This window comes from Prolixibacteraceae bacterium, assembly GCA_019720755.1.
In the GTDB taxonomy this organism is placed as follows: domain Bacteria; phylum Bacteroidota; class Bacteroidia; order Bacteroidales; family Prolixibacteraceae; genus Halosquirtibacter; species Halosquirtibacter laminarini.
On record CP081303.1, the window covers coordinates 3,022,358 to 3,040,622 of the forward strand.

At 34.5% G+C, this 18,265-nt stretch carries 14 protein-coding genes; 11 read left to right on the plus strand and 3 right to left on the minus strand.

Annotation, left to right across the window (positions count from 1 at the left end):
- Positions 1–1,255 precede the first annotated feature (1,255 nt).
- The 5 genes from K4L44_11905 (at position 1,256) to K4L44_11925 (ending at position 5,025) form a co-directional block, all read left to right on the plus strand.
- Complete coding sequence (locus K4L44_11905; protein QZE13289.1) at positions 1,256–2,590, plus strand: hypothetical protein; 1,335 nt, start codon at positions 1,256–1,258, stop codon at positions 2,588–2,590.
- 385 nt (positions 2,591–2,975) lie between these two features.
- Entirely contained in the window at positions 2,976–3,260 is a 285-nt protein-coding gene (locus K4L44_11910; protein QZE13290.1) for a helix-turn-helix domain-containing protein, read from the plus strand.
- A 160-nt stretch (positions 3,261–3,420) separates the two neighbouring features.
- Positions 3,421–4,167 (plus strand): hypothetical protein, encoded by a 747-nt coding sequence (locus K4L44_11915; GenBank protein ID QZE13291.1) that lies wholly within the window; start codon positions 3,421–3,423, stop codon positions 4,165–4,167.
- Complete coding sequence (locus K4L44_11920) at positions 4,164–4,556, plus strand: N-acetylmuramoyl-L-alanine amidase (GenBank protein QZE13292.1); 393 nt, start codon at positions 4,164–4,166, stop codon at positions 4,554–4,556. Before K4L44_11915 ends, K4L44_11920 begins: the two co-directional genes overlap by 4 nt.
- An 88-nt stretch (positions 4,557–4,644) precedes the next feature.
- On the plus strand, positions 4,645–5,025 hold the full coding sequence (locus tag K4L44_11925) for a hypothetical protein (protein QZE13293.1): 381 nt from the start codon (positions 4,645–4,647) through the stop codon (positions 5,023–5,025).
- An 807-nt stretch (positions 5,026–5,832) separates the two neighbouring features.
- On the opposite strand, the gene K4L44_11930 is transcribed toward K4L44_11925, so the two are convergent.
- From K4L44_11930 to K4L44_11940, 3 genes are all read right to left on the minus strand, one after another.
- Positions 5,833–6,024, minus strand: a complete 192-nt coding sequence (locus tag K4L44_11930) for a hypothetical protein (protein ID QZE13294.1) — start codon at positions 6,022–6,024, stop codon at positions 5,833–5,835.
- A 301-nt stretch (positions 6,025–6,325) separates the two neighbouring features.
- The gene (locus K4L44_11935; GenBank protein ID QZE13295.1) at positions 6,326–8,095 is read right to left on the minus strand and encodes an ATP-dependent helicase; all 1,770 of its coding nucleotides are present in this window, start codon (positions 8,093–8,095) and stop codon (positions 6,326–6,328) included.
- Positions 8,080–10,245 carry an AAA family ATPase gene (locus tag K4L44_11940; GenBank protein QZE13296.1) on the minus strand — a complete coding sequence of 722 codons (2,166 nt, stop codon included), beginning with the start codon at positions 10,243–10,245 and terminating at the stop codon, positions 8,080–8,082. Before K4L44_11940 ends, K4L44_11935 begins: the two co-directional genes overlap by 16 nt.
- Before the next feature lie 1,010 nt (positions 10,246–11,255).
- Between K4L44_11940 and K4L44_11945 the strand changes: the two genes are divergently transcribed.
- The 6 genes from K4L44_11945 to K4L44_11970 all read left to right on the plus strand — a co-directional run bounded on the left by K4L44_11945 (position 11,256) and on the right by K4L44_11970 (position 18,258).
- Positions 11,256–11,540, plus strand: coding sequence for a helix-turn-helix domain-containing protein (locus tag K4L44_11945; protein QZE13297.1), 285 nt, complete (start codon positions 11,256–11,258; stop codon positions 11,538–11,540).
- A 4-nt stretch (positions 11,541–11,544) separates the two neighbouring features.
- Positions 11,545–12,561, plus strand: coding sequence for a WYL domain-containing protein (locus K4L44_11950; GenBank protein ID QZE13298.1), 1,017 nt, complete (start codon positions 11,545–11,547; stop codon positions 12,559–12,561).
- Between the two features lie 31 nt (positions 12,562–12,592).
- Positions 12,593–14,182 (plus strand): AAA family ATPase, encoded by a 1,590-nt coding sequence (locus K4L44_11955; GenBank protein QZE13299.1) that lies wholly within the window; start codon positions 12,593–12,595, stop codon positions 14,180–14,182.
- Positions 14,183–14,185: 3 nt separating this feature from the next.
- Positions 14,186–15,184, plus strand: coding sequence for a hypothetical protein (locus tag K4L44_11960; protein QZE13300.1), 999 nt, complete (start codon positions 14,186–14,188; stop codon positions 15,182–15,184).
- A gap of 75 nt (positions 15,185–15,259) precedes the next feature.
- Positions 15,260–17,050, plus strand: coding sequence for a type I restriction-modification system subunit M (locus tag K4L44_11965; GenBank protein ID QZE13301.1), 1,791 nt, complete (start codon positions 15,260–15,262; stop codon positions 17,048–17,050).
- A complete protein-coding gene (locus K4L44_11970; protein ID QZE13302.1) occupies positions 17,050–18,258 on the plus strand; it encodes a restriction endonuclease subunit S in 1,209 nt (402 codons plus the stop codon). The genes K4L44_11965 and K4L44_11970 overlap by 1 nt, the downstream gene beginning before the upstream one ends.
- Positions 18,259–18,265 lie beyond the last annotated feature (7 nt).

Here is an 18,265-nt window from a genome sequence, read left to right on the forward strand (position 1 = left end):
TACACTTAAAAATACGAAATTAAATAACTCTCAAAAAAAAATGACACATCCAAAATCTACATAACCTCACTTTTGGGTTATATATACACGAATCCATTTTACTCCCCATAATTCCCAAAAAAACGAACCCTTTTCTCTTCGATATCACAATTATTCAGTCAAACATTTCCACATACCTCTCCATCTTTAAATAGACTTTTTTACTCCTCATAAAATATCATAAACTTCTCCATCTCTAAATGTCCTATTTTAACTCAAAAAAAGACACCTCAAAAAACATCAGAAAAACATCATTTAGACCTCAAAAAACACCTCAAAAAACATAGTCTAAAAATCCACTATCTAGACTAAATAAAAAATGCAAAAATGATAGATGTAGTATAAAGGGTAATAAGGGAATAAATCCTTATTTAGAATTGACGATTTTAGCCACTGTTTTTTTTCCTTAATTTTTTAGGATTTAAGTATTAGGTTTTACACGTAGCGTACAGTTCAAGTATTCAACTTGTAGTATCCTATTGTTGCTTCATTTTGACCGCCGCCCATGGTATGTCAATTTAACCTTCAATCACTGCCTCCACCCTTGACATCTTCATTATTGAGGCTTCAATCATTAAACACTTTATTCCTCTTTCAACAATCAGCCTATTGTTGCTTCATTTTGACCGCCGCCCATGGAATATCAATTCAACCTTCAATATCTGTCTTCATCCTTGAAATATTCATTATTGAGGCTTCAATCATTAAACACTATATTCCTCTTTCAACAATCAGCCTATTGTTGCTTCATTTTGACCGCCGCCAATGGAATATCAATTCAACCTTCAATATCTGTCTTCATCCTTGAAATATTCATCCTTAAAACCTCCGCCCTTGAAACCTCAATCATTTTAACACTTCATTTCGCTTTCAGCAATCTCTGACTCCATTCTCGAAACCTCCATCCGTGAAATCTTCATCCTTGAGACCTCCACCCTTGATATCATCATTCTTGAAACCTCAATCATCTTCAACACTTCATCTCTCAACCAAAACACCAAACCGAGCTCTCATTTCTCAAACCCAACGGATCCCAAACTTCACCAAAATCAACAATAACCTTCTCTATCAACATAAATTCCAATAGTTTTCAAAACTCTAGCCTCTGCAGCTCCACCCAAAAAACATCAATCGATCCTTATCCAACAATCTCAGCTCTTATATTTTTATCACTATTTATTAATTTAAATACCATTATCATTTAATTTAAAATTACATGAAACCGAATAATTCATTACCTGTCGAGGACATCCTTGACAATAGCTTCAACACTTTTTCCTACAAAGATTTTTCTACCAACAACTTGTACACAGTAGCGAATCAAGCAATCTCCGACCACTTTGACACGCTTATCTCTCCAGATGCAATAAAAGACATCTTCAACTTCGTCAAACAAAAAGCATTATCGTTGGCCAAACAACAAATCCACCTCAAAAAAACATTCTATTCTCAGATTACCAATGACCACAAAAACATACACCGGATCATCAATCGAATCAAAGTTTTATCCATCACCCTCCCGAATCCAGTCTATTTTTTATACGACCCCACTGACATTCAGGTATATCATATTTTTTGCATCAGAGCACATCGTGACCTCGTTCTTGAAGCGCTTGAATTAGGTCGTTTCTTCTTCCTGGATCAACTCAAAGGAGACTTGATAATGCTCTTTAATCATGAACTTTTAGATTGCCCTATCCCAGTAAATGAACCGTGGACTACATCCAATGACACCCCATCCACAATAAACTCAAACCTTATCAAGCTAACCCAACCTATCGCAATACTTACCGCAACACTTATCATCGCACCGCTTCATCCTTCTCAACGAAGAATCATTGCCAACTTCTTGCAATGGGAAAAAGAATCATGGGCAAAACATGAAAATAAGATGTATGCTATCCTCGAACTTAACGACAAAACCACTGAGCTCTATAAGTCTTTCTGTGAAATTTTTCAAAGAAAAGAAACCGCTTTCCTTGAATCTCCATTTGCTCCACTGATACCTCTGGCGTACAATGAAATGATCTCCTTTAACACAATAACCTCCATTGATTTCCCATCCAGCCAAGACCAACACCTACTAAATATTACAGAGAATATGTTAAAATCGCTGGAACACCTCTACTTCACCAATGCTTTAATCAAAAGAAAAAAACCTACAATAAACCCAACGCCATCAGTCCCATTCTCTTTGACCTCTTCCGTTTACATTAAATATTTAGATGAGATCTACGAACATCTCAATGACATGAAATGGATCATCAAACAACATACCGACTTCTTCGATCTTTTTACGGGGATATACCCAAAACAAAACATCCTTTGGCTTGGAACCCAAAGCGATCTCAAATCGCTCTTCTTTGAACTAAAAGACCTCAAGATTATTACTCCGACAACGAAAAAGTACTGGGAAACCTTATCTCAAATTTTTGTTGGAAAAGACAATACACACTTCTGCCCACAATACATTGCTCGTGCTGCTCACTCTAAACATCGAAACAAAATTCACATCTGGTGTTTGAGTATCAAAAAACGTATGAAACAATAGATCTTAGAATATTCTAATAATGCGCACGCCCTGCGCATTATTAGACTTAAATCTATCATTATCTCTAATATTTAGCCATTGAAATCCCACTTACTTTGTGTCGTGTGCACGTGTGTTAACAACAAATTTTCAAATTTTTTACCCTTTTTATATCTCGCATTGGCTACCATTAGCTCGAACAAATTCTCTTTTCTCCTCACTTTGTCTTACACGTGTGTTGGCACACGTGCAACAGATCGTATCTATTTACCACTTAACTTTGATCTAAAGATAATCCCAATTCTATTGGGCATAAAAAACAAATTATTAACCATCCATTACATCTCAAAAATGATTACTACCACACAAAAATCACAAGAGTACTTAATCCCTAGATCTCCTCCGTATGAATCAAAAAGAGCAACGTGTCAAAATCAATCGAACCATAGACACAATGATCAACACTCTTTTAAACCTTAAAGAACAGATCAACCTTCTCCCTCAAAAAAAAGAGGTATGGCTCGATGCCCAGGATGTCATGAACCTCCTGCATATTTCTCAACGAAAACTGCAGAACCTCAGATCATCAAAAAGACTCCCATTCACCAGACTAGGAGGTAAAATACTCTACAAAGAATCCGATATCATGAAGATTCTTTCAGACAATTACAATACGAAATCGAAGGATTGAGTCATACTATAGCCGTCGAGTAGGATTGCGTCTCCTACCCTCTAGCGCGCTAACCACAGGCGAAAAAGGGCGCCTTTAACCTTCTATGTATTAGATAACGTGTATGCCCATTGGTTGACAGCTCTTGCATATCCTTATTTTAACTTATCATCAGTGTATTATGTTATACCAAAGTATTCCTATTACAGTCATTGAACATGTCTTTAGAAAGAGGGCACTCCCTTCTTTTCAAACATACTGTCATTTCCTGTTTCTAGGAAAAAAACAGATACTACTGGACCAAAAAACCATCACAGAAGCAACAACTTCTCTTCAAATTTCATACGCTACACTCAAACGCAGAATCTCATCTCTAATCAAGATCCGATTTATCGTCAAAGATACAAGTGGAAACTGCTACAAAATCCGGTCTTTAAAAGAGATCCAGAACTCTCTTAGCAACAGCAATGCTACGAGAGCACTCGTCTGGGTAAAATCCTATGATATATTCAACCTCAAAACCATCTGCAAGGCTGCGCTTCTATACAACATAGCCTTTAAAAGATATCTGGTGGAGCAACAGATATATCACAACCAAAATCCAAAGAAGATCATTCAAAAGCTGTGCGTCAAAGACAATATCCTAAACACAACCGTAGTGAGCCTTGCCATATTTTGCGTGCCTACATCATATTTTGCAAAAGCACTCAAAACCACGGAGGTGCAAATCTATCGTATTCGTCAGGAAGCGGCCACCATAAAACTACTTTCCTTTAAGAATGCATACCAAAAGCTAAATATCTCTGCAGAAGAACTAGCATCTTTTAAATCCAATTCAGTGGAGCTACCTCACATCTTCACCACGAATAGGAAATCGATCCTAAAAGAGACTGCAACCATCACCTTTAACTTAAAACTAAAACCATGAGAAATATTAACAAAGTCATTATCCACTGCTCCGACAGCGACAATCCTCACCACGACAACGTCAAAACGATTCGTCAATGGCACCTCGATAGAGGATGGCAAGATATTGGATACCATTTCGTGATCACTAAAAATGGTCGTATTAAATGGGGGAGATCACTCGAAATGATCGGTGCGCACTGCAAAGGACACAACATTGACTCTATTGGAATATGTCTCACTGGACGAAACAATTTCACCCAGGAACAATTCCACTTTCTAGTAGTCCTACTCAAAAAGATAATGCGTGAATTTAAAATTCCCAAAGAAAATATCTTTGGCCACAACCATTTTAACAAACATAAGACTTGCCCAAACTTCGATCTTTCAAAGATCATAGAACAGTTATAGCATCACGTAAACGCCATCATGTTGAGGGAGATATATAAACAAAGATTCGATTGTTTTACCCATAAACAAATGCTTAAATACATCTAAGATGAAGTTGACCAAAAGACAGCGAAAGGAAATTCTCGAAACACTCAATACTGTAGAGGACTGCAGTTTAATAGTGAAAAAAATGCAAGAGAAACACCCAGACCTTTTAACACTTCGCTACGCAGACCGAAAACTACTTGTTCGGGATATGGTCGTTAGACTAGGGAAAGACTACCTCATTCCAGAAATCAAAGAACTGGACAAATACATTACGCACAAGTATCGACTAAAAATAAAACGAGAAAAACGTTATGCAATCAAAAGACAACAAAAGAAAGAAGCATATATCCAAGAACTTCTCTCTATATACCCCAAGGAGAAAGTGGAAGATATACTCAAGAGGCAAGACGAACAGAACTTCCATCCATACGATAGATACTAAGCCATAATATTCAAAACCAAAGTGGGGTTTTGCTAATGTAGTTAGACTAACGGAGCATCTTCTCGCTCCTTAGTCTTTCATTCAATATCAACGAGGACAATAGAATAACACAATTAATTAGACGTAGACAATCCGAAGTCCTCACATAGCATCTCAACGCAGGTCTAAAATAAAATCTGGTTATAATTCTCAATCTTGTAAGGTTAAAATCAAGTGATGAAGACAGACAAAGAGTAGTTCCACTAATCCCCAGGAACTATCTCTCTGTCTTCTATTATAAACTTCAGCTTACAATTATTTCAAACACAACATGAATACATACTCTGAAAAAAGTACCAGAACACCTAGAACCATAATCACACCAATAATCAAATGGACGATCCCGAACCTTATCAAAATACGTTTCCGAATCTTATAAAGAAAGGTCCTGAGTTTGTCGAAGGGCAGAAACTTATCCAAGAAAGATTCCTAAGCCTATCAAATGGCAGTTCTAGATTTTACCAAGGAAGATCCCGAACCTTATAAAGAAAGGTCCCTGAGCTTGTCGAAGGGCAGAAGCGTACCTAAGAATAGTTCCTGAACCTATCGAAGGACAATTCCAACCCCTGCCAGAGAAATTCCAACCTCAACCCAAAAGAGGCAATATAATAATCAAAAACATATCCCATGAAAACAAAAAACATCAAACACTTTACCAGAACAGCACGTCACATCTCCGAACGAATCATCAAAAACACCTCCACAGCCGACAAACAAGACGCACGCAACCGCAACATCCAAGCCAATCAAACAACCACCACAGGCTTCTTAGATCGGAACATCCATGAAATAGTAATCCTCATCATCCTCTTCACATGTCTCTTTGGCCACAAACTCAACATCCCATCTCCAACCCTCAACAAATTCACAGAATACCTCGCCTACGTCATGTGTTTCCTCTTCGGTCGCAACCGCCAAAACTAAAACAAGCCCCTTCTTCTTCACGAAAAAGGGGCTCATTTTTAATATTCCATGCCAAACTCTAAAAATCAACATCTACTTTATAACTACAAGATAGTTAAAGTATTACAAAGCAACCATATAATTACAAATGAATATAAAAACCGAAAGATCTACCTTGCCAATAAACTAAACTAGACTCATTTAGGCTTCTTATTTAATGCGTTTCCCAAAAGCAATCAACTCTTCTTTCATCTCACAAACATATTCAACAACATCCTTCAGCTCCTCTGACTCATAAATATTATCACCTTTGCGATTCATCATTTCAACAATTACCTTTTTGACTATGTAAAAGTAATCAAGTTTCAAATTCTTTAATTTCAAATAATTTAGATAAAGAAGCTTTTTTGGACTCCTTTAGAGTTGGCACAGAAATAAATAATCGTTCTTGTGCTCTACTAATTGCAACATATGCAATTCGTTGTTCTTCTTTCTCTAAATCAGGTTTTAGAATAAATGCTAAATCCTCCTCTTTTTTAAGAACAAGTAATACATTATTGAATTCATCGCCTTTAGCCTTATGTATTGTTCTGTGATCACTTGAGTCTTCAGGAATGTTAACACAGAGTGCCAATTCTTGAAACGTATGATTTTCATAGAAACTCTTTGCGTTGCTGTTTTTTTGGAATTTTGATATTTGATTATCTAATTCTCTCTTCAACAATTCATAAAACACCATTAAACTGGCATTGCTATAATCATCATATTTTTTCAACAAACACAGTAAGTCGTTCAAGGCTCTTTTCTTTCGTTCTTCTTTATCTTCAATGGTACTTTTATAAAGAACCATTATCTCTTTTATTGCTTCCTTAAATTTACGTTCTTTAGCAAAAACAACTCCCTTTAAGTAATGAATAACAAATTTACGCCTATCTTTACTGCTATCATTATTTTTGAGATCGCTGAATAATTTATCTTTCAAATTACCATTTCCAAATTCTCGTCTCATGGCATTTGAAGTGATATTATCTCTTGATAAAGTAACAACTTTTTTATTATTGGATAGCTTCAATGCTTCCTTATATGCATCATTGCTATTTCCACAAAAAATCACTGGTTTCATACCACAGACTTTTCTATAGGGATGCTGCAATAAATCAGACCTCACAGAATTTAAAGTGTTAATAATATTGTCTGTACTTCTTCGATTTTGAGCCATTTCATAGTTTCGCATTTCCGGTAATTCAAGTTCTGAAAATTGTTTTGGATCTGCTCCTTGAAAACCATAAATAGATTGAGCTTGATCTCCTATAACACCTATAATTGTCTCTTTTTCGGAGATCTTCTTGATAATCTCAACTTGAATAGGATTACTGTCTTGAAATTCATCAATAAAGAAGTATGGAAATTTTGCTCTTAAAACATCTAAGACAAATGGACACTTTGAAATAATTTGATAGCTAAAGAATAGAATATCATCATGATGCAATATTCCTTTCTTCCAATATATTTTCTTATATTCTATTAAATCTTTTTCTAGCATATCCAAACATTTTCTATTAATTTGATGTTTAGGCTGAATTTTATTACTAAAGAAATTTTTATTTTTATCAGTGCTTAATGCAATATCATTAGAGTCTGTCAACTCATAATATATTGTCTCTAGCCATTGCTTTATTGTCTCATATTTAATCTTTAATAACTGTTTTTCTGAATTCGGATGCTTAAATAATGATTTTTGCGAATGATTCTCAATCCATTTTTTTACAATATTAAAATATACGATATGTTCATCATGGCCATCAATATTTGAAACGTTTAAATCATATTCTTGAGCTATAAATTTAGCATAAGGCTTAATTAAATGCTTGTAAAGAAAGCTATGAATCGTAGACACTTCCACATGATGGGTTGCATTTCCCAATCTTTTAACGATTGTATCCACAGCAACATTAGTGTAAGTTATACAAGCAATTTTTCGTGTTTTACCTAGTCTTTTTGATTTTCCTAATACATTTTTAATATGCTGAACCAACCAATGTGTTTTACCAGCTCCTGGTCCTGCAGATATTTTAAAATGATGCTCTATATCGTCGAATACTTTATCTGATGTTATTTGCATACCCATTCAATTGCTTCTTTTATATATTCAGGCACATTAAACTCAACATATTCAGCAGATCCATACTTTGCTAAATTCTCTTCTAGCGCAACGGCTAAATCTAATGCATTTTCTCCTTTCCCAACTGAATTCAAATATCGTGAAGCGATAATCGCTTTTTTCTTATCGTCTTCATTCCACTGTGGTTTTTCATTTCTCTCTAATTCATCAATACCATTCTTAATCGCCCAATTTTGACGGTTAGGATTTTCTTCAGTTCCATAACTCAACACGTTAAGAAAATCTTGAACAGTCTTCGTTGAATCCTCCATAAAGCTCATTAACGTGGAAAGTTGTTTCTTATTAGATACTGATTCTGTGATAAGTCCTTGAAAGGTTGGATTACTTGTAACCAAATCATACTCTAGTGTTTTTCCTTTTTTAGCATCTTGGCTAAAAAATCTAATATTTGAATGACTTGTGTATTTATCGATCAATTCACTAGCATTATTAGAATACTCATATTCATCTTTGTTTTGATCAATCTCAAAGGGATAACACTTCTTAAAATGAGAATCCTTTTCAATAATCGATTTTCTAACAGGATCTCTATCTGTTATGCAAGCTACTTTCTTGTTTATAGTATTTGGCTTATCTGAATCAAAAATATGAAGAAAATGATCAAAATACCGACCTCCTACATTAATAAGTGCTATATGATTATCTTCAAAATTTACAGGCTGATAATCACTAGAACTTCCTCCATTATCCTTATGTTTAGCCCTCTTTTCTATATCATAATAACGAGCAAATAAAGAAAGCAATAACTGTTCTGCTAGACCTTCAACAAATACAACTTTCTGTGCAAAAAGCATATCTGATTTTGTTGCATCCAAAAACCTTTGTACGTATTTTTTACTATTGTTATCAGGTGGGAAAATAGTACCTGGATACCCAACTCTTGTTTCTCCATTTTCATTGTGTAAACAAATTAGCTCATCTAGTGTGACTGCTGAAGTGATATGTGTTGAATGAGTTGTTACAAAAATCTGCCTCGCCGTATTTCTCCCCTCTTTTAAAAATTTTAAGAATTTAAACTGCATTGCAGGGTGAAGATGTGCTTCTGGCTCCTCAATGGCTAAAATTGAGAAGACCTTTGAATTACTCCCCATATATGACCCATCTGAATCGACCTGCATCTTAGCCAACAACAGGGACATAAATATTAAATTATTATATCCAAGGCCATTGTGAGTTGCTGGGATTTCAATTCCCGTAGTATGTTTTATAATGAGTTGCAAAGTCGAAAACATTTCTGTTTCAGAAATACTTCCTTCAAAATCAGGTTTAGCATGATTAAAGGATGCTCCAGTTTCATTCGCATAGGATAAAATCTCTTTCTTTCCTCCTTCCATCCTTTTTTGTAATTTTTGGAGTAATTGATCTGTTTCTTCTGAAAATTCATTCTGACGCAACCTAATCTCACCTTTTCTTTGTTCTTGCTCTTCAGGAGTTTGACAAGCCATTTTTTCTTTTAAATCATAATCGATGAAGAACTGAAATACATCTCGCAACAACGCATTTCTACCTGTCAACATATCCCTCTCCACATCACGAATCGCATCTAAAAATTGAAAGTCTAATTTTTGCAATGAATCTGTTTCGGCTTGATTATGTAGTAATGCATCTCCTCCGTAAATATTGTAGGTATACAAACGCATAAAATTCCTTCGAATTGATCTCCAAGCTTGTTTCTTTGCCTTGTCTTCATTACGATCATCTATTTGCTGAAGTTCATTTATATACTTTCCTCGCTCTTTTTCAGGAAGAAAAAATCTATAAGTTAACTGAGCCTTATATGATGAATCTAGTTCCGTTAACCAATTTGCAACTGTCGGTAAATCGTCAATGGTTTCATTTTGTCCTTTTGAAATAGTAAGTTGAATGATAACTTCTGGAGGATTCTGTTTTAATTCACTGAAACTAACATTCTTACAAAAATCATCCACTTCTAGTCGTCTCGATCTTTTATTGTCCAACACCAATGAGATCGCTCTAAGTAAATTTGATTTTCCAGCATTGTTATGTCCTATGATAACGTTCACACCCTCTCGAAAATCAATTTCTTCTGATTTGAAGTTTCGAAAAGATTTTATTTTAATTTTAGAAATATACATATTGCTTTTGTTTCTTAATTCTACGTAACCAAATTTACTTTAAATTATAATTTAATTCAATAATTAATATTATACGTGTATTCAGTCAGTGTATTGTGCTGATATTGCTGTAGCAGTATATTGAATCATCAAATGCAAGGTTTTTAACGCTTTAATAATAAAACACTAGGACTTAAAAACAACTGCAAATTAGATAAATAGCTTAATTACAAACGAATATAGTTTTTTTCAGGAACCCCTATCTTAATATTCAAAAAAGCTTATAAAGGCAGTCTCAAGCACTTATATTCTACAAGCCTACATTATTCAATACTTCAAGGGCTTTATTACTCTTTTCTTAACCTTAATTCTGCTATATGTATAGTACAACGAACCATATTGAAACAGGACTTAGTTAAAAAACTGTACCCAAACAGTATTTCAATTCGGTCAGTGATGCAGCAGCTCAGGAATGAAATTAACGATTGCCCAGATCTAAAGAAACAAATAGAAAAGGGAGGAAATACAAGACGATACTATTACACCAAAACAGCACCTCCTTTTAAAACACTTGAAGAATTTGAACAACGATGAGGTATTTTAATGCTTTTACCAATTTAGAACAAGCAAAATTACATTACAGAAAATCAGCAAAGCAACGACACCCTGATGTAGGAAGAACTGCTATTGAATTTCAGGATATGCAAACGTAATGCAAAGAATCTCTTTTATGCTTGCAACAAAAAAAACAAAACCGTTTCTGCCCCACAGAAAACGAATTACGGAGAACAAGAATTGATAAACGAATTAGGAAAGTTTCCAAAGTATTGATTAAAATAACAAGTACCACAGGACTATTTACGACAGATAGTACAAACTACAGAATCACAACAACCAAAAGGTTTGATTATTAAACTTGTAGACTTATTGGATTCAATGTGAAATACATCAAAAATATATTCCAATTCCTACAAATAATAGAAACTAATTATATATTTTTGACTAAAACAGACAAGTCAATATCTAGAAAGATGATAATAGGACAAAAACTCAGAGAATTACGAGAGGAAAAAGGCTTATTGCTTCGACAAGTTGCTGCTGAATTAGAAGTAGATACTGCTTATGTCAGCAAAATGGAACGAGGAGAAAAAAATATTAAACGAGAATTCATTTTTAAGCTTGCGAACGTATATAATTTTTCTAAAGAGGAATTGTTGACTTTTTGGCTAGCTGATAAAGTATTGGATGTGATAAAAGACGAACAAAATGCGATGAAGGCTTTAAAAATCGCAGAATATAAAATATCAAAAAAATAATTAAATGTCAACCAACAAAAACGCAACAATAAGATACCAGGCATTAGACAAATGCTTCCGTAATCCGGGCAAGCGATATTATATCAAAGATTTAATAGACGCATGCAATGAGGCGTTGTTGGACATTGACCCCAAATCAACAGGAGTAAAGCGTCGTCAGATTTATGATGACATTAAGTTCATGCAAGATTCCAAAGGTTTTGATGCCCCAATTGAATCAATCAAAGATGGTCGTAAAGCTTTTTATCGATATGCCGATTTAAACTTTTCTATAAATAGTCAACCATTAAACGAACAAGAAGCGCAGCAATTGAAAGAGTCATTGCTTACTCTTTCCCGATTTAAAGGCATGCCTCAATTTGAATGGGTAGAAGAAATGAAAGCGCGTCTGGAACAATCTTTTCACTTAAAATCAGAAGATAATATTTTAAGCTTTGAGGAGAACCCATTTCTAACAGGGCGTGAATACATTGGTGACATATACAATGCAATAGTTAATAAAAGGGTTTTGAAGATCGTCTACAAGCCGTTTAAATCAGACACAGCGTTAGACTTTGAACTGCACCCGTACCATTTGAAGCAATACAACAACAGATGGTTTTTATTCGGCTTAAACAACGAATATAAAAACCTGACTAATTTGGCACTCGACCGAATCCAGAACATTTCTGAATCTAGCATTCAATATATTCCAAATGACGAAATCGATTTTGATGAATATTTCGATGATGTTATTGGTGTTTCGGTGGATGTTGAAAAGCAAGCGGAGAAGATACTAATAAAAGTGGATGAAGAACAGCTTCCCTACATGATTTCAAAACCGATTCACGGTTCGCAAAAAATAAAAAGAAATAATGAAGGGGTGGCATTAGTGGAATTGAAACTACAATTGAACTTCGAATTAGAAGCCTTATTGCTATCATTTGGAGAAAAAATTGAAGTGATAGAACCAGAGAAGCTGAAAAGTTCAATAAAAAAGAGAATTAAAACATTAAATCAAAAATATAACACCTGTGTGTAATGGCTGCACAGGTTGCAAATAATATTGCATCATGAAACGAATCAAGATAACAAATTTTAGAAAAGCTAAGGAGCCTTGCGAAATAGAATTGGGACCTATTACGTTTTTTACAGGTCAGAATAATTCTGGGAAATCAACGGTTCTTAAGTCACTTATGGTTTTGAGTGATTACGGTAAATCCGACAATCATCTTGAGTTAACTTTTCGTGGAGAAAACAAATGGAATCATAAGATTGACTGTTATCAAAATGCATCAAATTGGGATAATTTCAAACAAGGTATGCATGAAATTGAATTTAGTTTCGACAACAGAGATTTCCAGACTACACTAAAGTTTCGTCCTCTTATTCAAACATTAAAAAAGACAGAAAAGATTCAAAGTGGATTGTTAGAATCCATAAGTATTACAAGGATTAGTGACGGCTCTTGGTTTAAAATGGAACATTTAGAAGAGGATAAATTCCAAATTCATGTTGAAGAGCGTTTTATTGAAAGCAGAAAGACAGACACTTCAAGAGAAATAGAAAACCTTGAAATATATAAATCAAAAATTGAAAGAAGAATTGAGTCGGGCGAAAAACGCCTTTTGGATACTAAAGAAACTAGAACTCAGATAAGGTTAAAAGAAGATATTGCAAAACAAAAGCAAACCATAAAAGATATAAATATTAGTCTTAAAGAGCTTCATGGCGAAATGCAAGTTGATAAGGATATATTGGTTTTCAGTCCAATATTCGAAATGAAAGACCTTAGGGACGGACTCCCCGTTATCGACCGTATTATCCGAATGAGCCTAATGAAGTACTTCCGTGAAAATGAAAAGCAAATTGGTTACTCCAATGATAGAAATATCAACTTTACATTAATGCGAGTTTCCGACACAATAACTGGTGCAATTAATTTTACAGTTGACCATTTAAGCCCCCATCGAAACAGCCAAACAAGGCTATACATTAACGATGAGCACACAAATGATATTTACGATTTAATCAGTAAACATGCTCAAAACCCCATCAAAAAAACAAGCAGAGCAGGAAAGTTTCTTAAAGACTGGATGGTGAAGTTTGATATTGGTATAGACTATAATATCAAACCTGTTGAAGGTATTGCAAGTATGATTCATATCTATGAATCGGAGGAAGATAAAAAGAATGAAACTCCTATTAACCTTGTTGATAAAGGGTTTGGTGCAGGTCAGATATTTACTATTCTATTATGTATCGCATTAAAAATAAATGATAAAGAAAACGGTAAAAGACCAATGACCAGAGAGCGGTTTTTATTGGGTAAAGAAGCAATTATAATGATTGAGGAACCTGAGACTAACCTTCACCCTGCATTACAGTCAGAACTTGCGGAACTATTTTTTGATGCTTATGATAATTATGGTATACGATTTATCATTGAGACGCATTCTGAATATATTCTTCGCAAATCACAGCTTTTTGTGAAATCATTTAATTCCGAAAAGTCCGAGAATGAAATACCTTTCAAAGTTTACTATTTCGATAAAGATAAAGGTCCTTATCAAATGAGATATAATTCAGATGGTTCTTTTAAAGATGAATTTGGAAAAGGCTTTTTTGATGAATCTTCCCGTTTAATCTTTGATTTGTATTAACCTATGAGATTCTATATAGACAAAGAAAATATGTTGTCATTACTAAAAAGTGAAGACAAGCTGTTTTTAGAAGATGTGATAAAGGTATTTCGCAACCAAGTAGATATAGCACTAAATTTTAGTAAGGATGAAATTTTGTCAAATGAATTAATTAAAGCTTTCTTTGCTAAAATGGCTTATGGTAGAAAAAGAGAGAAAGCTCCTATGTTTTTAGACGAAAGATTTCCTGAAAGGCCATTATGTAATAACCTACATACTACGTTAAACTCATTCAATCTGAAAAATGGATATTTAGTGAATGATGAAAATTGTGATAACACGACAGCAGAAGGAGCATTAGCTATTAAAAACAAAGGACAAGAGTTAAATTTGTTTAATCAACTTGTTTTTGGTAAAAGTGATTACGATTTCGAAAAGAAGATGAACATAGGAGGAGACGAATTTAATAAGTGGGAAGACCTAGAAAGATTTACTATGCCATTTACAGACTTACTCCTAATTGACCAATTTGTTTTTTCTGATGCCTCATTAATTGAATCAAATTATATTCCATGTTTGAAATCTCTTCATGCAAATAAATGCATTCAAACAAACATTATTGTTTACACCGACCACGATCAATTTGTAAAAGGAGGAAGGTCTTTTAAAAATATTGAAAAACAGACAAAAAAGGCAGTTGAAACTATAACTGGCATTAAACCAACTTTTACTTTGATTCTTGTACGTAAACAAAGAGGACAAAAAAGTTTTTCTGAACATGATAGAACCATCTGGACAAATTACTTACGCATATATACAGGAGACTCCTTTAATCATTTCAATAGTAGAGGAGAAAAAATATCAACGGGAAGAGAAATTCATTTATCTAGTCATTTGAAGGATGAAAATAGAAAAGTTAGTAATAAATTAATTGAAGATATTCAGTCAAATATAAAAGTGCTAGGCGGAAAAAGTTCAACACAAATTAAAGGAGATTGTGTATCAGGAATATTAAATTTCTAACCTACGCACTATCACTGCACATATTAAAACTATATTTGCAGTGTCATTAAAAAAAGAAAGAAATCGAATCAAGATATGAGCAACGATATAAATAACAACAACAAAGTAGAAGTAGGATTCATCTGGAGAATTACAGATGATGTGTTGAGAGATTCCTTCAAAAAGAATGAGATTGGTGATGTGCTATTACCTTTTGTTGTTATCAGGCGTTTAGATTGCATTTTGGAAAAAGTAAATCAAAAGGTGCGAGATGCCTACAATAACTTTCACGATAAAGTTGCAGAAGATAAACTAGACCCAATCCTGCGTAAGGCGGCAGGTGGATTAAAATTCTACAACACTTCAAAGCATACACTAATATCGTTAAAAGACGACCCTCGCAACATTGAGATTAACTTCAATAATTATTTGAACGGATTTAATCCAGATGTAAGAAATATTCTCGAAAACTTCCAATTCGATAGAATAGTAGCTCGTTTAATTAAAAACAAGTTGCTTTACGAAATGATTGATGCCATCTGCAAGGTGAACCTGAACACCGACCAGATTGACAACCATGGAATGGGTTATGTTTTTGAGGAACTCATAAGAATATCAAATGAGCAAAGTAACGAAACAGCCGGGGAGCACTTTACTCCTCGTGATGTAATTGCTTTAATGAATGCCATTGTTTTTGCTCCTGAAAAAGAAGAATTAAGCAAACCTGGTATTATTCGTACAATATATGACCCTGCTTGTGGAACTGGGGGGATGGTAAATTTAGCAAAGAAATATATAGACCAAGTATTACTTGCAGATAGTACAAACAAACCAACCATTAAAACCTATGGTCAGGAAATAAACGAGCAATCTTTTGCAATTGCAAAATCTGAAGCTTTAATTACTGGAGAGGATGCCAACAACATCAAACACGGCAACTCTTTTTCTGAAGATCAGTTTGTTGGCAAGCACTTCCACTACATGATGGCGAACCCCCCTTACGGTGTTACCTGGAAGAAAGACCAAAAATTCATACAAAACGAAGCCTTAAATCCTGCAGGGCGTTTCTATGCCGGATTACCACGTACCAGCGATGGACAGTTGTTGTTTTTGCAACACATGATCTCTAAAATGGAACGCGAAGGCAGTCGTATTGGTGTTGTTACCAATGGCTCTCCGCTTTTTACAGGCGATGCAGGTAGTGGCGAAAGCGAAATCCGTAAATGGATTATCGAAAACGATTGGTTGGAGTGTATCGTTGCTTTGCCTAAAGACCTATTCTACAATACAGGCATTAACACCTACATCTGGTTCATTACCAATAAAAAGACTGCGGAGCGTAAAGGCAAAGTACAATTGATTAATGCAGCCGCCAACATTGAGAAAGGTACTAATGGCAGTAAAAAAGTAGAATACATTTTTGCCAACCCCATGAAAAAAAGTTTGGGTAACAAGCGTAATAACATGGAGGAGCAATTCATCGCCAATATTACGGACATCTATAATAATTTTGAAGAAGGCGACTACTGCAAAATATACGACAACGACCATTTTGGATACTACCAACTTACTATCGAGCAACCTCAGTTAGATGACAAGGGCAAGGTGGTAACCAACAAAAAAGGGGAACCAAAACCGGACAGCAAAAAACGCGACAAAGAAAATGTATCTTTAAGTGCCGACATTGAGAAATACTTTGAAAAGGAAGTGAAGCCGCATGTGCCCGAAGCTTGGATTGATTTTGATAAAACACGTATTGGTTATGAAATCAACTTTACCAAGTATTTCTATCAGTACAAAGGCTTAGAATCTTCTGAGAAAATAAAAGAAGATATTTCGGGGCTTGAAAAAGAAATTAGTGTTTTACTTAAAGACCTACTTGCTTAATGAAGAAGTACGATAATTATAAGGAAAGTGGAATTGAGTGGCTGGGAAAAATTCCTGAAAACTGGAAAGTTGTTAAGATTAAGCATGTATTGTCCAATTTAAATAGTCGTAGGATTCCTTTGAGTTCCGTAGAAAGAGCTGAAATGAAGGAACATCAATACGATTATTATGGAGCATCAGGGGTTATAGATAAAGTTGATAATTATCTTTTTGATGAAGAAACAATTCTAATAGGAGAAGATGGTGCTAACTTACTTTCAAGGAGTAAACGACTAGCATTTATAGCATCAGGAAAATATTGGGTTAATAATCATGCTCATATTTTAAAACCTATTGATGGTAGTATTAGGTATTTTGCAGAGTTACTTGAGACAATAGATTATACTCCTTTAATTGTAGGTGCAGCACAACCTAAACTTACGCAAGAAGCACTAATGAATGTAGAGGTGATTAAGCCTCCAATGAATGAACAATATACCATAGCCTCATACCTAGATCATAAAACCATCCAAATAGACACTCTCATTGAGAAAAAGGAAAAGCTCATTGAAAAACTAAAACTGCAACGCCAGGCAATTATTAACGAGGCAGTAACGAAAGGTTTAAATCCTGATGCACCTATGAAAGATAGTGGCATTGAGTGGTTAGGTAAGATACCTGAGCATTGGAAATTGAAAAAACTAAAGTATTTTGCAAAAATACACAATGGTAAAGACCAGAAAGAAGTTTTGATTGAAGAAGGAGGTTATCCTGTTTTAGGAACAGGAGGAGAGTTTGGCAGGGCTAAACATTTTCTATACGATAAGCCATCTGTATTATTAGGTAGAAAAGGTACTATTGATAATCCTCTTTTTATTGAAGAGCCATTTTGGACTGTTGATACGCTATTCTATACGAAAATATCTGAAACGGTATTTCCTAAGTTCTTTTATTATCTATGCAAAACTATACATTTTGATTACTATCAGGAAAGCTCTGCTGTTCCAAGTATGACACAAGATAATTTGAATAATATATTGCTATGTTGGACTTCTTTCGAGGAGCAAGTAGAAATTGCTCAATACATAGATGTGAAGTTAAAAGGTATTGATAGTACGATTGAAAAAATATCACTTTCTATCGAAAAACTCAAACTCTATCGTCAATCCATCATTTCCGAAGCGGTAACAGGCAAAATTGATGTGCGTGATTGGAAAACAACAAAATGATAACAAT

Bases quoted from the DNA above. Each gene is read 5' to 3' on its own strand.
- K4L44_11955 (QZE13299.1), top strand. From the start codon at position 12,593: ATGAAACGAATCAAGATAACAAATTTTAGAAAAGCTAAGGAGCCTTGC.
- K4L44_11965 (QZE13301.1), top strand. From the start codon at position 15,260: ATGAGCAACGATATAAATAACAACAACAAAGTAGAAGTAGGATTCATC.
- K4L44_11970 (QZE13302.1), top strand. From the start codon at position 17,050: ATGAAGAAGTACGATAATTATAAGGAAAGTGGAATTGAGTGGCTGGGA.
- K4L44_11940 (QZE13296.1), bottom strand. From the start codon at position 10,245: ATGTATATTTCTAAAATTAAAATAAAATCTTTTCGAAACTTCAAATCA.
- K4L44_11930 (QZE13294.1), bottom strand. From the start codon at position 6,024: ATGAGCCCCTTTTTCGTGAAGAAGAAGGGGCTTGTTTTAGTTTTGGCG.
- K4L44_11950 (QZE13298.1), top strand. From the start codon at position 11,545: ATGTCAACCAACAAAAACGCAACAATAAGATACCAGGCATTAGACAAA.
- K4L44_11910 (QZE13290.1), top strand. From the start codon at position 2,976: ATGAATCAAAAAGAGCAACGTGTCAAAATCAATCGAACCATAGACACA.
- K4L44_11945 (QZE13297.1), top strand. From the start codon at position 11,256: ATGATAATAGGACAAAAACTCAGAGAATTACGAGAGGAAAAAGGCTTA.
- K4L44_11925 (QZE13293.1), top strand. From the start codon at position 4,645: ATGAAGTTGACCAAAAGACAGCGAAAGGAAATTCTCGAAACACTCAAT.
- K4L44_11960 (QZE13300.1), top strand. From the start codon at position 14,186: ATGAGATTCTATATAGACAAAGAAAATATGTTGTCATTACTAAAAAGT.
- K4L44_11935 (QZE13295.1), bottom strand. From the start codon at position 8,095: ATGGGTATGCAAATAACATCAGATAAAGTATTCGACGATATAGAGCAT.
- K4L44_11915 (QZE13291.1), top strand. From the start codon at position 3,421: ATGTTATACCAAAGTATTCCTATTACAGTCATTGAACATGTCTTTAGA.
- K4L44_11920 (QZE13292.1), top strand. From the start codon at position 4,164: ATGAGAAATATTAACAAAGTCATTATCCACTGCTCCGACAGCGACAAT.
- K4L44_11905 (QZE13289.1), top strand. From the start codon at position 1,256: ATGAAACCGAATAATTCATTACCTGTCGAGGACATCCTTGACAATAGC.